The sequence below is a fragment of the Nonomuraea corallina genome, from assembly GCF_027620315.1.
In the GTDB taxonomy this organism is placed as follows: domain Bacteria; phylum Actinomycetota; class Actinomycetes; order Streptosporangiales; family Streptosporangiaceae; genus Nonomuraea; species Nonomuraea corallina.
In genome coordinates, this window is record NZ_JAPNNL010000190.1 from 1 (window position 1) to 13,865 (window position 13,865).

Sequence of the window (13,865 nt, forward strand, 5' to 3'; positions counted from 1 at the left end):
GTCCTGGCCGAGCAGCCGCCGCAGCACCTCCTCGGCGTCCGGCCGGTCGGCGGGGTCCGGCGCCAGGCAGGCGTCGACGATCGCGCGGAGCTGGCCGGACAGCGTGCCCAGGTCAGGCTTGCCGTACAGGATGCGGGCCAGGACCTCCTGGTGCGTCACCCCGGTGAACGCGTGCCGGCCCGTGGCGGTGAAGGCGACGGTGAGCGCCCACGCGTACAGGTCGGCGGGCGGTCCCGCGGGTTCGCCCTTGATGCGTTCGGGGGCGAGGTAGGCGGGCGTGCCGATGGGGATCTTGCCGGTGGTGGCGGCGCCGTCCATCAGCCGGGAGATGCCGAAGTCGATGACGCGCGGCCCGTCGAGGCTGAGCAGCACGTTCCCGGGCTTGAAGTCACGGTGGACGACTCCCGCCCGGTGGATGGCGCCCAGGGCGGTGGCGGTGCCGATGGCCAGCCTGTGGAGCGAGCCACCGGTGCGCGGCCCCTGGTCGGCGACGTGCTCGCGGAGCGAGACGCCGTCGACGTACTCGCTCACCAGGTAGGGCCGGTCGCCTTCGAGATCGGCGTCGAGGAGCTGGGCCGTGCAGAAGGGCGCGACCCTGCGTACCGCCTCGATCTCGGCCAGGAACCGCCGCCGCACCACCGGATCGGCCGACAGGCTGGCGTGCAGCAGCTTGATCGCGACCCGCGCGCCCTGGCCGGTGTGGCCGAGGTAGACGACGCCCTGCCCGCCGTGGCCGAGCCGTGCCGAAAGCTGGTAGGCGCCCAGCCGTCGAGGGTCATCGGCTCGGAGCTCGGACATGGAGCGTCATTATTGCAGGGATCATGTAAGCCCGCCGTTCGCCGCCTCCTCGGTGGAGGATGGCGTCCCGTCGCCCTTGAGGTTGCCGAGCATCCGCTGGAGCAGGCCGGCCAGCTGCGCCAGTTCGTCCGCCGAGAAGCCGGCGAGCATCCGGCGGCTGATCGCGCCGAAGACCGGCGCCAGCTCCGGCACCAGTGCCAGACCTTCCGGTGTGAGTTCGATGACCACCGACCGGCGGTCGCCGGGATGCGGGACCCGCCGCAGCAGCCTCTTGGCCGCCAGCCGGTCCACCAGCCGGGTCATGCCCGCGGTGTCGGTGCCGAGCCGCCCCTTGAGGTCGCTGGGGGTGGCGTTGCCGGGGGCGGCGTTCAGCAGCAGGGCCGCTTGCTGCGAGGTCAGGCCGTACGGGGCGAACAGGCGTTCGGTCTCGGTGTGGAGCTCCCGTCCGACCAGGGCGAGCAGGGAACCACCGCCCAGGACCAGGGCGATCGAGGGATCAGTCATCCCGCCACAATAGCTGTGACGACACTTACTGTCATGACATTTTTTAAGCTGACAGTCGCACGCCGCCCTCGGCCACGCGTCGGCGCGCGCCGGGGGCGCGATAGGTTTTGCGGGTGCTGGAACAGGTTGTGGCGACGCGTTACGTGACGCCGCTGCGTGAGGGCGGGTCGCTGCCCGGCGTGGTCGAGGGCGACGACCTCGGGACGTACGTGGTCAAGTTCCGGGAGGCGGGCCAGGGCCGCAGGGTCCTCGTCGCGGAGATCATCGCCGGCGAGCTCGCCCGCCGCCTGGGCTTCCGCACCCCCGAGCTCAAGCTCATCGATCTGGACCCGCAGCTCGGCGCCCGCGAACCGGACGAGGAGGTGCAGGACCTCCTCAAGGCCAGCGCGGGCCGCAACCTGGCGGTCGACTTCCTCCCGGGGGCGCTCGGCTTCGAGCCGCTCGCCTGGTCGCCCGACCCGGCGTTCGCGGCCCGGCTGGTCTGGTTCGACGGCCTGATCCACAACCTCGACCGCACCTGGCGCAACCCCAACCTGCTGCTCTGGCACGGCGAGAGCTGGCTGATCGACCACGGCGCGGCGCTCTGGTTCCACCACAACTGGAGGACGGCCGACCCGCTGCGCCCGTTCGACGCCGGTGACCACGTGCTGGCCCCGTTCGCCGAGGGGGTCGAGGAGGCGGCGGCCGAGCTGTCCGCGCTGATCATCCCCGAGCTGCTGGCGGAGGTGACCGCGCTGGTGCCCGACGAGTGGCTCGACGGGGAGCCGGGCTTCGCCTCGCCCGAGGCGGTGCGCGAGGCGTACGTCGACCATCTGTCGCGGCGCGCGCACGGCCCCGGCGGGTGGCTGACGCGGGCGGCGCCGCAGGCGCGCCGGTCCGGGCCGGGGTCGGTCGGCGCGTTCTGGCGAGGTGAGCGCGGGTGAGCAGGGACGTCTACGAGTACGCGGCGATCCGGGTGGTGCCGCGGGTCGAGCGGGGAGAGCTGATCAACGCGGGCGTGCTGCTCTACTGCCAGCCGCGCGGCTACCTGTGCGCCCGGGTGGAGCTGGACGCCTCCCGCCTGCGCGCCCTCGACCCCGAAGCCGACGTCGAACGGGTCGCCGAGGCGCTGGGCGCCTACGAGCTGGCCTGCGGCGACGAGGCGGGCCCGCTGTCGGGCGAGTCGCTGGGCGGCAGGTTCCGCTGGCTGACCGCGCCGCGCAGCACGATCGTGCAGACCGGCCCGGTCCACGCCGGCCTCACCGCCGACCCGGAAGCCGAGCTGACGCGGCTCTTCGACCGGCTCGTGCGCGTCTGACCGTCCACGCGGCGGGGGACGCGCCGGGTCAGAAGAGCACGGACATGAACGTGTCGACCTCGCGGAAGCCCACTCTGCGGTAGACGGCCCTGGCCGAGTGGTTGAAGTCGTTCACGTACAGCGTCACGAGCGGCGCGAAGCAGTCGAGCGCGGCCTCCACGACCGCGGCCATGCCCGCCACGGCGTATCCGCGTCCGCGCAGGTCCGGATGGACCCAGACGCCCTGGATCTGGCAGGCCTGCGGGGTGACCGCGCCGATCTCGGCCTTGAACACCACCCGGCCGCCCTCGATCCGCGCGTACGAGCGCCCGATCCGGATCAGCTCGGAGACCCGCGTGCGGTAGAGCGCGCCGCCGTCGCCGAGGTTGGGCGAGACGCCGACCTCCTCGGTGAACATCGCCACGCAGGCAGGCAGCAGGGTTTCGAACTCCTCCGGCCGTACCCGCCGCACCAGCGGGTCGGCGGGCACCGGCGGGCGGGCGGAGGTCGCCATGACCGGCTGCGCCCAGCGGATCGCGCGGGCCCGGCCCCAGTGCGGCTCCAGCCGCTCCCACAGCCATCCCACCGCCTCGGCGGGCCCCACGATCGAGGAGCAGCGCCGGCCCTGCTTGCGCGCGCGTTCGGCGAAGGCGTGCACGGCTTCGCGGCCCGCGTTGATCGGCACCAGGTTGGCGCCCGCGTAACAGAGCGACACGAGCGCGCCGCGCGGCCCGAAGCCCCACATCTGGCCGCCCAGCCGGGCGGGGTGGAGCCCCACGCTCCGCACCCGGGACGCGACGAAGACGTTCGCGACCGGATCGGTGTCGAGCAGAGCGAGCACCTCGTCCCGGTCGCTGTCGTCGAGGACGCGCGACGCCGATGTCCGCAGCATCACATGGTCAGACTACGCGAACGACCACGGAATAGCTCATCTGGCTAGCACGTCAGTGAGCCTTTCGTGACCTGAGGCCTTACCGGATCGCATGGCGGCTCTCGGACGGGGCTCCGGTTTGGCCGCGCAGCGAGCCCCCTGGGACGGCAGCGTGCCGTCGCGGAGGTAGGCGACCAGGTGACGGTCCACGCACCGGTTGCCGGCCAGCGAGACGCCGTGGTCGCCGCCCGCCTCGACGACCATGCGCGCGGTGGGGAACCTGCCGCGCGTCCTGACCGCTCCCGCGTACGGGGTCGCGGCGTCGTGGCGTGACTGGAGCATGAGGATCGGCGGCAGCCGCAGCGAGCCGCGCACCTCGGCCGGCCGCCCGCCGGGCACCGGCCAGAACGCGCACGGCGCGTTGAACCAGGCGTTCGACCAGGTGAGGAACGGCGCCTCCCGATGCATCCTGGTCATGTCGCGCCGCCAGACGTTCCAGTCGCGCGGCCAGTGGGAGTCGCGGCACTGGATGGCGAGGTAGACGGCGTAGCCGTTCTCGTCCTTCGCGTCCTGCCTCGCGTACTTCTGCCACGCGGCCACGAGCGGCCTGGTGTCGCCGGCGCGCACGTACGCGGACCAGGCGGAGACCAGCTCGGGCCAGATCCTCTCGGTGTAGCCGCCGACGTTGAAGAGGTCGTCCAGCTCACTCGGGCCGACGACACCGCCCGCCGGACGCTCCGCCAGCCGGGAGCGCATCGCGTACCAGGCGAACCTGGTCTGCCTCGGATCGCGGCCCAGCCGGTAGACCTCGTTGCGCCGGGCCGCCCACGCGACGAGGGCGCGGTGCCGCCTCTCGAAGGCGCGGTCCTGGGCCAGGTTGAACCGGTACCACTCGCCCTCGGGGGCCACCACGCTGTCCAGCGCCAGGCGCCTGACCCGGTGCGGGAACAGGGTGGCGTAGACGGCGCCGATGTAGGTGCCGTAGGAGTAGCCGAGGAAGCTGATGCGCTCCTCGCCGAGCGCGGCGCGGATGCGGTCGAGGTCCCTGGCGACGTTCTCGGTGTTCATGTGGGGCAGCAGCCACGCGTAGCGGTTGCCGCACCGGTTGGCGTAGTCGGCGGCCCGGCTGAGCAGCACGTTCTCCTCGGCGCGGCTGCCCGGAACCGAGTCCGGGCGCGGGGGCCGGTAGTAGACCTCGGGGTCGGCGCAGCGCATGGCCGGCTGGCTGGCGCCCACCCCGCGCGGGTCGAAGCCGATGATGTCGTAGCGTTCCCGCACCTCGCGCGGGAGCAGGGCGGCCACGTACAGCGCCAGCTCCCGTCCGGAGGCGCCGGGGCCGCCCGGGTTCACCAGCAGCGCGCCGAGGTGATCGCCGTCACGGGGCGCCGTGGCCCTGATCCGGTTGACGGACAGCTTGATGGCGTGTCCCGACGGCTCCCGGTAGTCGAGCGGGACCCGTACGGTGCCGCACTCGGTGTCGAAGACCGCCGCGGCGGCCGGCTTGTCGTCGGCCTTCGCCGGGCAGGCGCCCCAGACGACGCGCGCCGGCACGGCTCCCGGCTTCGTCTCGGCGTCCACGCTCACCGGCGCCACGCACACGCCCAGCATCACCAGGCCGCCGACCAGTCCCACGAACCGCTTCACCCGGCTCCTCCCCCTATCCGTCGGAGAGGAAATACTCCCCTAAGTAGGGCCTCGGTGACGGAGGGTATGGGAAATTCCTTGCCATCCCGTGATGCGTCCCTGGTGCGGGCCTCAGTAGAGGGTCAGGCGGTCGTAGGCGGGGCGCCAATCGTCGCGGTACGCCTCCCGGACGGCGGGGGGCAGGTTGCCGAGCAGGGCCGCAGCCACCCGGGGCGTCCTGCCGTCGAGCAGCCAGGGCAGGTAGGTCGTGAGGTCGTCGCCGATGCGGCCGCGATGGGTCTGGCCGAAGCGGCTCCACTCCTCCTGGCCGAGGGTCGCGTCGATGAGCGCGAGCCCGTCGGACTCCTCGTGCCTCAGGTGTCCGTGCAGGCCGGTGGCGAGGGCGTCGACCAGGCCGGCGAGCCGCCCGGCGCCGTGCTCCCGGTCGACCAGCGCGGCGTCGACGGCGTCCAGCAGCGGGTCGATGGCGGCGTGCTCGTCCTCCATGGCGTCGAGCAGGGCCAGGCCGTCGGCGGTCACGGCGCCGCGCATGGCGGGCCAGAGCACGTCGTCCTCGGTCGTGTGGTGCACCCGCAGGAACTTCTTGAACAGCTCCCATCCGGCAGCCGCGGCCAGGATCCGCCGCGGGTCGTCGCCCGTCTTGGCGGCGACGCGGGCGACGCGCTCCACCTCGCGCCGGAGCGCGTCGTGCAGGACCAGCATCATCGACATGTCCAGCCGATAGGGCATCTCTTCCTCCTCGGTTATGTCAGGGACCATAACCGTTTGCTCGCTTAATCGTCAATGTACCAACTATTTCTCCGTGTAACTGTCACCTTCCTGGATAGGCTGCGTTGCCGGAGGTGCGCCGTATGCAGGAAAGGACGCTCGCGCAAGCGCTGAGCAGGTCTCTCGGGTCGCTGCTGCGCCGGGTCTACGCCCGGTTCACCGCGGAGGCGATGTCCGACGACCCCCGCTCACGCGACTTCGTGGTCCTCGACACCCTCGCCGACCAGGACGCCGACTCCCAGCACGAGCTGGCCGAGCGGCTCGGCATCAACCGGACGATCATGGTGCGGCTGATCGACCGGCTCCAGGCGGAGGGGTACGTCACCCGTACCCGCAACCCCGCCAACCGGCGCTCCTACGTGCTGTCGATCACCGAGAAGGGGCGCGCGGCGCGCGACGCCATGCGCGAGGCGGTCGCCGAGCGGGACGCCCGGATCACCGGGTCGCTGACCCCGGCCGAGCGCGAGCGGCTCAACGAGCTGCTCAGCCTGCTGCTGCCCGACCCGGAGCCGCTCCGGACCACCGCCTACCTGGTCGCGCAGGCGCACTACCGGGTGCGCCGCATGGGTGACGCCCGGCTGGCGGGGACCGGCCTGCGCACCCGCCACTTCGGCAGCATGGCCGCCCTGGAGGCCCTGACGCCGTGCTCCCAGCAGCAGCTCGCCCGCCGCATGCACGTCACCGAGCCGGCGGCGGCCCAGATCGTCGACGAGCTGGTCCGCCTCGGCCTGGTGGCCCGCGGCCAGGACCCCGCCGACCGCCGCCGCTACGCGCTGGAACTGACCCCGCTCGGCCGCGAGCGCCTCACCGCCGTCCGCGAGGCCGCCGAGAGCCTCCAGGCGCAGGTCCTGTCCCTCGTAGGAGCCGACGGCGAACGCGAGCTCCGCGCCCTGCTCACCAAGCTCCTCCCGGACCCCTGACCTGGGGACGCCGACCTGCCCCGGGAAGGATCGGGAGCGGGCCCCACGCGGTCCGACCGGGAGCGCGCGGCGCTCCCCGGTCTGTGAACGTGCGGATTCGACGCCGTACGGATTCGACGCCGTACGGATTCGACGCCGTACGGATTCGACGCCGTACGGATTCGACGCCGTACGGATTCGACGCCGTACGGATTCAACGCCGTACGGATTCAACGCCGTACGGGTCAGCGCACGACGACTTCGGGCCCGGAGGCGTCGTCGTCGAGGTCGACCGCCACGCCCATCTCCTCCGCCAGGCGGAGCGCCTCCTCGATGAGGGTCTCGACGATCTGCGACTCCGGCACCGTCTTGATGACCTCGCCCTTGACGAAGATCTGGCCCTTGCCGTTGCCGGAGGCCACCCCGAGGTCGGCCTCGCGCGCCTCACCCGGCCCGTTGACGACGCAGCCCATCACGGCCACCCGCAGCGGCACCTTGAGCCCTTCGAGCCCGGCCTGCACCTGCTCGGCCAGCGTGTAGACGTCGACCTGGGCCCGCCCGCACGACGGGCAGGACACGATCTCCAGCCCTCGCTCGCGCAGCCCGAGCGACTCCAGGATGGCGGTGCCGACCTTGACCTCCTCCACCGGAGGTGCCGACAGCGACACCCTGATGGTGTCGCCGATCCCCTCGGCCAGCAGCGCGCCGAACGCCACCGCCGACTTGATCGTGCCCTGGAAGGCCGGGCCCGCCTCGGTGACGCCGAGGTGGAGCGGGTAGTCGCAGCGGGCCGCCAGCAGCCGGTAGGCGTTGATCATGACGACCGGGTCGTTGTGCTTGACCGAGATCTTGATGTCGCGGAACCCGTGCTCCTCGAAGAGCGAGCACTCCCACAGCGCCGACTCGACCAGCGCCTCGGGCGTGGCCTTGCCGTACTTCTGCAGCAGCCGCGGATCGAGCGACCCGGCGTTGACCCCGATGCGGATCGGGACGCCGTGGTCGGCGGCGGCCTTGGCGATCTCGCCGACCTTGTCGTCGAACTTCTTGATGTTGCCCGGGTTGACGCGCACCGCCGCGCACCCCGCCTCGATGGCGGCGAAGACGTACTTCGGCTGGAAGTGGATGTCGGCGATGACCGGGATCTGCGACTTCTTCGCGATGATCGGCAGCGCCTCGGCGTCGTCCTGGGACGGCACGGCCACCCGGACGATCTGGCAGCCCGAGGCGGTGAGCTCGGCGATCTGCTGGAGGGTCGCGTTGACGTCGGCGGTGACCGTGGTGGTCATCGACTGCACGGAGACGGGCGCGTCACCGCCCACGGGCACGTCGCCGACCATGATCTGACGGGAGTGCCGGCGTTCGGCGAGCGGCTTGGGGCGGACCGTCGGGATGCCCAGTGCTACAGAAGACATTTCAACCCTTGCGTGTCGGCGACGCTTCCAGTCTAGGAAGCTAGCGGGACTGCCCGGTTGTGAGCTCGGACGCACGGGCGCGGGCCCAGGCGTCGGCGGCGAGCACCTCCTCGACGGAGTCTGCCGGGGTGACCTGGTGTTCTTCCACGACCTTGGCGACCGTGTCGACGATGCCGAGGAACGGCAATCCGCCCTTGACGAACGCCTCCACGCACACCTCGTTGGCCGCGTTGTAGACGGCGGGGGCGGTGCCGCCCGCCGAGCCGACGTGCCGGGCCAGCGCCACCGCGGGGAAGGCGGCGTCGTCGAGCGGTTCGAAGGTCCAGGTGTGGGCCCTGGTCCAGTCGACGGGGGCGGTGGCGGCGGCGACGCGCTCGGGATGGCCGAGGGCCAGCGCGATGGGCAGCCGCATGTCGGGCGGGCTCGCCTGGGCGATCGTGGAGCCGTCGAGGTACTCGACCATCGAATGGATGATCGACTGAGGGTGGACCACGACCTCGATGCGGTCGAAGCCGATGTCGAACAGCAGGTGGGCCTCGATCACCTCCAGGCCCTTGTTGACCAGGGTCGCCGAGTTGATGGTGATCACCGGGCCCATGGACCAGGTCGGGTGGGCCAGCGCCATCTCGGGCGTCACGTCGGCCATCTCCGCGCGGGTGCGGCCGCGGAACGGGCCGCCGCTGGCGGTCACGATCAGCCGTCTGACGGCGGCGGGGTCGTGGCCCTGCGGCCCGGACGCCCACAGGCACTGCTGCAGCGCCGAGTGCTCGGAGTCGACGGGCACCAGCCGCCCGGGCCCGGCCAGCCGCTTGACCAGCGGCCCCCCGACGATCAGCGACTCCTTGTTGGCCAGCGCCAGCGTGTGCCCGGCTTCGAGGGCGACCAGCGTGGAGGTCAGGCCGAGCGCGCCGGTGATGCCGTTGAGGACGGTGTCGCACGGCCGGCCGGCCACCTCGGCGACCCCGTCGGGACCGGCGAGCACCTCGGGGCTCGCGCCGTGCGCGGCCAGCGCCTCCCGCAGGGCGGGCAGGGCGGCGGGGTCGGCCACGGCGACCGCCTCGGCCCGGAACTCGGCCGCCTGGCGGGCGAGCAGGTCGGCCCGCGCGCCACCGGCGGCGAGCCCGGCGACCCGGAACCGCGCCGGGTTGGCGGCGATCACGTCGAGGGCCTGGGTGCCGATGGAGCCGGTCGAACCCAGCACGGTCACGGAGCGGAGGGTCGGTGGACGCACCCGTCCATTGTCTCCCCCCGCCGCGCGTGCCCGTGCACGGCACCGTCGGCGCGCCCCGAGCAATTCACGGAAAGTAGCCGCAAGGACACATGTCGTAGTGCACACTCGGTGGGCATGACCCTGAGCATCCCCTTGCTCGCGGCCGCGCCCCTCGTCGCGGGCCTGCTGGCCCCCGCCCTCGTCGGAGCGAACCCCGAGCCGTACGCGAGCACCGCCGACACGCCGCGGGCCGTGGCCGCGCCCCGCCTGCCGGAGCCGCAGGGCGCCCGGGGCGTCCCCGTGTCCGGCGCGGTTCCGGGAGCCCCGACGCCCGGCGAGATCGCCGAGGTCGTCGGGCACGTCGCGGCCCGCGACGCGGCCGACCACGCGCGCGTGGTCTCCTACTGGACCCCCGACCGCATGGAGAAGGCTCTGCCGATCGGCCTGCTGGGCCTCGTCGCCAGGGAAGGCGGCCTCCTGGGCGGCCTCGCCGGGCGCTCCGGTGTCGGCCTGTTCCCGGCCGTCTCCGGCCGCGACGCCGCCGTGGTTCCGGCCCGGCGCGGCGTGCGGGCGACGGCGGCGCGCCACGGGTCGGCCCGCCCGCTTTCGAGCACGTCAGGCTCCCGCTGGGCGGTCGGCGGCGCGGTGACCAGGACCACCGGCCGGGTCTTCCTCACCATGAACGGCGTCGACTTCGTCTGCTCGGCCAGCACCGTGCGCGGGCGCAGCCGCGACCTGGTGATCACCGCCGGCCACTGTGTCAAGGACGGCACCGGCGCCTGGGCCAAGAACTGGACGTTCGTGCCGGGTTACGGCAGCGGCGGCGAGAAGCCGTACGGGCAGTGGACCGCGCGCCGGATGTTCGTGACCGGGCCCTGGTCGCGGGGTGCCGACGACAGCTACGACGTGGGCATGGTGGCGCTGGCCCCGTCGCGCGGCCGGCACGTCGCCGACGTCGTGGGCGCCCAGGACATCGCCTTCAACAGCCCGCGCGGCGGCCACGCGATCAGCTTCGGCTATCCCGCGGACCCGCCCTACGACGGCCGCCATCTGGTCTACTGCGCGGGCCGGCTGCGCGCCGACCCCTACGGCGACACCCACGACCAGGGGCTCGGCTGCGACATGACGGCGGGTGCCAGCGGCGGCCCGTGGCTGTCGCGCTTCGACTCCGCCGCCGGCAGGGGCACGATCACCTCGCTGAGCAGCTTCAAGTACAGCGACGACCGCCGCACCATGTACGGCCCGCTGCTGGGCGAGGCGGCCAGGAAGCTCTACCTGACGGCTGAGCGCGCCTAGCGTGGCGCGGGGCCGCCGCAGGCCCCGCGCCGGTGAAGGACGGGCGCCCGGCGCTCAGAGGTCGAGGCCCGTGAGCACCATGACCTTCTCGTACGTGAGATCCTCCATGGCCGGGCGCAGGCCCTCACGCCCGATGCCGGAGTCCTTCACGCCGCCGTACGGCATCTGGTCGGCCCGGTAGGACGGCACGTCGCCGATGATCACACCGCCGACCTCCAGCTCCCGGTTGGCCCGGAACGCGATGTCCAGCGACCGGGTGAACACCCCGGCCTGGAGCCCGTACGCCGAGTCGTTGACCATGGCGAACGCCTCGTCCACCGACGCGGCCTGCTGCAGCACCATGACCGGGCCGAAGATCTCCTCCCGGCAGACCTTGGCGTCGGCGGGGACGTCGGCCAGCACCGTGGGCGCGAACGTGGCGCCGACGCGGGTGCCGCCGGCCAGCAGGCGGGCGCCGCCCTCGACGGCCTCGCGCACCCACTGCTCGACCCGCTCCGCCGCCTCCTCCGAGACCATCGGCCCCACCTGGGTCTTCTCGTCGGCCGGGTCGCCGACGACGAGCGCGTCCACGGCCGGGAGCAGGCGGGTCACGAAGTCGTCGTACACCGGCCGCTCGACGATCACCCGCTGGACGGCGATGCAGCTCTGGCCGGCCTGGTAGTTGGAGAAGAGCGCGACGCGCCGGGCGGCCCAGTCGAGGTCGGCGTCGGCCAGCACGACGGCGGCGGCGTTGCCGCCCAGTTCCAGGGTGACGTGCTTGCGCGGCACCTGGTCGGCGATGGCGTAGCCGACGGGGGCCGAGCCGGTGAACGACACGACGGGCAGCCTCGGGTCCCGCACCAGCGCGGAGGCGCGCTCGTTGGCGACCGGCAGCACCGAGAACATGCCGGCGGGCAGTTCGGTCTCGGCCAGGATGTCGCCCAGCACGAGGGACGACAGCGGGGTGGCCGGGGCCGGCTTGACCACGACCGGGGCGCCGACGGCGATGGCGGGGGCGACCTTGTGCGCGACCAGGTTGAGCGGGAAGTTGAAGGGCGTGATCGCCAGCACCGGCCCGTACGGGACGCGGGAGACGTAGGCCAGCCGGCCGGCGGCCGCGGGCTCGGTGTCGAGCCTCAGCACCTCGCCCGACCAGCGGCGGGCCTCCTCGGCGGCGAAGCGGAAGGTGGCGACGGCGCGGCCGACCTCGCCGCGCGCCCAGAAGATGGGCTTGCCGTTCTCGGCCATGATCAGCTCGGCGATCTCGTCGGATCTCTCGGCGAGCCTGCGCGAGACGTGGGCCAGCGCCTCCGCACGGATGTGGATGGGCAGCGCGGCGGCCTTCGCGGCGACCGCGTGCGCGGCGGCGACGGCCTCCTCCACCTGGGCCTCGGTCGGCATGGAGACTCTGCCGACCTCGCGACCGTCGTCGGGGTTGGTCACGGTGAGCTCGGCGTCCCCGGTGGCGGGGCGGCCTGCGAGCCAGAAGGTACGCACGTCCATGCCTCCGACGTTATGCCAAGCGCCGGGGCGGGGATTTACGCCAGGGTGCACAAGACCGCAGGAGGGCTCTGCCGTCATGTACAACCTGGTGGTATACCCGCCATGTAACGGAAGTAGCCCTAATTCAGGATGTTTAGCATGCGAAGCGGTTTGAACGATCTCCGCCATGGCTAAGTCATCGATGCGGGTCTCCCAGTGCGGCGGGCCCCTTGGCAGAAAGGCGTGGGCCCATGACCTCCTCGGCGCCGCTTGGGCTTCAGGGCGCCTACCTGCAGGGTGAGCGGGCCGGCCATGACGAGCTCCGTTCCCGCCTGCTCGACGTCGCGGTCAACCTCCTGGTGACCGACGGGCCCGAAAGCCTGACGATCCGCAGGATCGCCACCGAGGCGGCGTGCACCACGACCGTCATCTACACGATGTTCGGCAACCGGGAGGGCCTGGCGGAGGCGCTCTATCTGGAAGGCTTCGAGCGGTTCCGCCACCTGCTGGATCGGGTGCCGCCGCGCCGTGATCCGCTGGAGCACCTCCAGGGGCTCATCGCCGCCTACCGCCAGGCGTGCCTGAGCGAGCCGGGTTACTACAGCCTCATGTTCGAGCGGGCGATCCCCGGTTTCGAGCCCAGCGAGCGCGCCCGCACCCTCGCCAGGGCGGCGCTCAACATCTTCGACCGGGTGATCTCCGACTGCATCTCGGCCGGCCATCTCCAGCCGACCCAGCCGCGCAAGGTCGCCGACGCGCTGTGGGCGGCGGCGCAGGGCGCGATCAGCCTCGAACGGGCCGGCCACCTGCGCGACGGGGCCACCTACGAGGTCGTCACCCGGGCGACGACCGCCTACTTCGCCGCCGGCAAGGACTGACCCGCCACCTCCAGCGCGAACCAGAGCTCGGCCCGCACCCCCGGGTCGTCCAGGTCGCGTCCGAGCAGGTCGGCGACGCGGCGCATCCGGTAGCGCAGGGTGTGGCGGTGCACGCCCAGGCGCTGCGCCGCCGCGTCCCAGTGACCGTTGCTCTCCAGGTACGCCCGCAGCGAGTCCACCAGGTCGGCCCGTGACCCGTAGGCGGAGAGCGGCGCCAGCAGCGCGGCGGCGAAGGCCCGCGCGGCGTCCGGGTCGACCAGCGCCATCAACCCCTGCCCGGCCAGTTCGTCGAACCTGAGCACCCGCCCACCGCCGCGCCCGTAGGCCCGGGCCGCCTGCTCCACCCCCGCCCGCAGCTCCCGGTACGCGCACGGCGCGCTGATCCCGGCGCCGCCGCTCACCGCCCGGGCGGCCCGATCGGCCGCGTCCGGAGCGACGAGCGCCACGACGACGGTCCCCGCCCCTGACGGCGGCGCGTCGGCGACGGCGTGGCGGGCGGTGAAGGCGACCGGCTCCAGTTGCTCCAGGGAGTCCTCGCCGGCCGCCACGACGACGAAGGGCTCGCCGGGCAGGCCGGGTCCGAGAGGTCCGAGTACGCCGCGCGCCTCCTCCGTGGCCCCGGTCAGCAGCAGCCGCAGCACCGCGTCGCGGACCCGGCGCCCGCCTTCGAGCTGGGCGCTCCCCTGCTCGAAGGCCAGCGTGAGGAGCGAACCCGCGGCGTTGACGACGGTGTGCGAGACCGGGGTGAAGGCCCGCACGGTCCCGACAGCGAAGAAGCCCCGGGGCCGCGACCCGCCGCCCACCGGCTGCACCACGACGTTCTCCCCGGGCTCCGCCAGCGCCAGCGT

At 73.0% G+C, this 13,865-nt stretch carries 14 protein-coding genes; 5 read left to right on the top strand and 9 right to left on the bottom strand.

Annotation, left to right across the window (positions count from 1 at the left end):
- Positions 1-798: serine/threonine-protein kinase (locus OUY22_RS31355; RefSeq protein WP_270158859.1), on the bottom strand; the 798-nt coding region annotated here is incomplete at its 3' end.
- Positions 799-819: 21 nt separating this feature from the next.
- Complete coding sequence (locus tag OUY22_RS31360) at positions 820-1,302, bottom strand: MarR family winged helix-turn-helix transcriptional regulator (RefSeq protein WP_270158860.1); 483 nt, start codon at positions 1,300-1,302, stop codon at positions 820-822.
- 113 nt (positions 1,303-1,415) lie between these two features.
- Between OUY22_RS31360 and OUY22_RS31365 the strand changes: the two genes are divergently transcribed.
- Positions 1,416-2,225: a HipA family kinase gene (locus OUY22_RS31365; protein ID WP_270158862.1), complete on the top strand. Its 810-nt coding sequence runs from the start codon at positions 1,416-1,418 to the stop codon at positions 2,223-2,225.
- Positions 2,222-2,599: a DUF3037 domain-containing protein gene (locus OUY22_RS31370; RefSeq protein WP_270158863.1), complete on the top strand. Its 378-nt coding sequence runs from the start codon at positions 2,222-2,224 to the stop codon at positions 2,597-2,599. The genes OUY22_RS31365 and OUY22_RS31370 overlap by 4 nt, the downstream gene beginning before the upstream one ends.
- 28 nt (positions 2,600-2,627) lie before the next feature.
- Here the strand turns inward: OUY22_RS31370 and OUY22_RS31375 are convergent, their stop codons facing one another.
- The 3 genes from OUY22_RS31375 to OUY22_RS31385 all read right to left on the bottom strand — a co-directional run bounded on the left by OUY22_RS31375 (position 2,628) and on the right by OUY22_RS31385 (position 5,822).
- Complete coding sequence (locus OUY22_RS31375; protein WP_270158873.1) at positions 2,628-3,470, bottom strand: GNAT family N-acetyltransferase; 843 nt, start codon at positions 3,468-3,470, stop codon at positions 2,628-2,630.
- 36 nt (positions 3,471-3,506) lie between these two features.
- Positions 3,507-5,093, bottom strand: coding sequence for an alpha/beta hydrolase (locus OUY22_RS31380; RefSeq protein WP_270158864.1), 1,587 nt, complete (start codon positions 5,091-5,093; stop codon positions 3,507-3,509).
- A gap of 111 nt (positions 5,094-5,204) precedes the next feature.
- Positions 5,205-5,822, bottom strand: coding sequence for a hemerythrin domain-containing protein (locus OUY22_RS31385; protein WP_270158865.1), 618 nt, complete (start codon positions 5,820-5,822; stop codon positions 5,205-5,207).
- A gap of 122 nt (positions 5,823-5,944) precedes the next feature.
- Here OUY22_RS31385 and OUY22_RS31390 point away from each other — a divergent pair, with 122 nt between their 5' ends.
- Positions 5,945-6,781 (top strand): MarR family winged helix-turn-helix transcriptional regulator, encoded by an 837-nt coding sequence (locus OUY22_RS31390; RefSeq protein ID WP_270158866.1) that lies wholly within the window; start codon positions 5,945-5,947, stop codon positions 6,779-6,781.
- 224 nt (positions 6,782-7,005) lie between these two features.
- Here OUY22_RS31390 and ispG read toward each other — a convergent pair whose 3' ends face one another.
- Positions 7,006-8,172, bottom strand: coding sequence for a flavodoxin-dependent (E)-4-hydroxy-3-methylbut-2-enyl-diphosphate synthase (gene ispG / locus OUY22_RS31395; RefSeq protein ID WP_270158867.1), 1,167 nt, complete (start codon positions 8,170-8,172; stop codon positions 7,006-7,008).
- A 40-nt stretch (positions 8,173-8,212) separates the two neighbouring features.
- Positions 8,213-9,403, bottom strand: a complete 1,191-nt coding sequence (gene dxr, locus OUY22_RS31400) for a 1-deoxy-D-xylulose-5-phosphate reductoisomerase (RefSeq protein ID WP_270158868.1) — start codon at positions 9,401-9,403, stop codon at positions 8,213-8,215.
- 114 nt (positions 9,404-9,517) lie between these two features.
- Here dxr and OUY22_RS31405 point away from each other — a divergent pair, with 114 nt between their 5' ends.
- Positions 9,518-10,678: a trypsin-like serine peptidase gene (locus OUY22_RS31405; RefSeq protein WP_270158869.1), complete on the top strand. Its 1,161-nt coding sequence runs from the start codon at positions 9,518-9,520 to the stop codon at positions 10,676-10,678.
- A gap of 54 nt (positions 10,679-10,732) precedes the next feature.
- On the opposite strand, the gene OUY22_RS31410 is transcribed toward OUY22_RS31405, so the two are convergent.
- Positions 10,733-12,160: an aldehyde dehydrogenase family protein gene (locus tag OUY22_RS31410; RefSeq protein ID WP_270158870.1), complete on the bottom strand. Its 1,428-nt coding sequence runs from the start codon at positions 12,158-12,160 to the stop codon at positions 10,733-10,735.
- 230 nt (positions 12,161-12,390) lie between these two features.
- On the opposite strand from OUY22_RS31410, the gene OUY22_RS31415 reads away from it, so the two are divergent.
- Entirely contained in the window at positions 12,391-13,017 is a 627-nt protein-coding gene (locus OUY22_RS31415; protein ID WP_270158871.1) for a TetR/AcrR family transcriptional regulator, read from the top strand.
- Here the strand turns inward: OUY22_RS31415 and OUY22_RS31420 are convergent.
- On the bottom strand, positions 12,993-13,865 hold an 873-nt coding region (locus tag OUY22_RS31420), incomplete at its 5' end, for a PucR family transcriptional regulator (RefSeq protein ID WP_270158872.1). The two genes, OUY22_RS31415 and OUY22_RS31420, sit on opposite strands and share 25 nt — an antisense overlap.